This window comes from Kitasatospora phosalacinea (genome assembly GCF_000716545.1).
GTDB classification, from domain to species: domain Bacteria; phylum Actinomycetota; class Actinomycetes; order Streptomycetales; family Streptomycetaceae; genus Kitasatospora; species Kitasatospora phosalacinea.
In genome coordinates, this window is sequence record NZ_JNWZ01000168.1 from 1 (window position 1) to 737 (window position 737).

2 protein-coding genes are annotated in these 737 nt (G+C 68.4%); both read left to right on the top strand.

All coding sequences use genetic code 11. The features are described 5' to 3' along the window. Positions 1-388, top strand: a 388-nt coding sequence (locus tag OO48_RS33965; protein ID WP_033223517.1) for an oligopeptide/dipeptide ABC transporter ATP-binding protein, incomplete at its 5' end; no start/stop codon positions are given. After that, a partial coding sequence (locus tag OO48_RS33970; RefSeq protein WP_033223515.1) for an ATP-binding cassette domain-containing protein occupies positions 381-737 on the top strand: 357 nt, incomplete at its 3' end. The genes OO48_RS33965 and OO48_RS33970, both read left to right, overlap by 8 nt.

Below are 737 nucleotides of genomic sequence, written 5' to 3' on the forward strand. Positions count from 1 at the left end.
CCACATGGGCCTGATCCTGATCACCCACGACCTCGGCGTGGTCGCCGACGTCGCCGACAAGATCGCCGTCATGTACGCGGGCCGGATCGTCGAGACCGCCCCCGTCCACGACCTGTACGCCAACCCCGCCCACCCCTACACCGAGGGCCTGCTCCGGTCGATCCCGCGACTGGACCAGAAGGGCGAGGAGCTGTACGCGATCAAGGGCCTGCCGCCCAACCTCTACAAGGTCCCGGCCGGCTGCGCGTTCAACCCGCGCTGCGACGCCGCCACCGACCTGTGCCGCACCGAGAGCCCCGCCCTGCACCAGGTCACTGACCGGGACGGGGCCGAGCTCGCCGGGCGCAAGAGCGCCTGCCACTTCTGGAAGGAGACCCTCCATGGCTGAGCCCATCCTGGAGGTCCGCGACCTGGTCAAGCACTACCCGCTGACCCAGGGCGTCCTGTTCAAGAAGCAGGTCGGCGCGGTCAAGGCCGTCGACGGCATCTCCTTCACCCTCAACAAGGGCGAGACGCTCGGCATCGTCGGCGAGTCCGGCTGCGGCAAGTCCACCCTCGCCAAGGTCCTGATGAACCTGGAGCGGGCCACCGCCGGCCAGGTGTTCTACAAGGGCGAGGACATCTCCCGGCTGTCCGGTTCCGCGCTCAAGGCGGTGCGCCGCAACATCCAGATGGTGTTCCAGGACCCGTACACCTCGCTGAACCCGCGCATGACGGTCGGTGACATCATCGGCGAG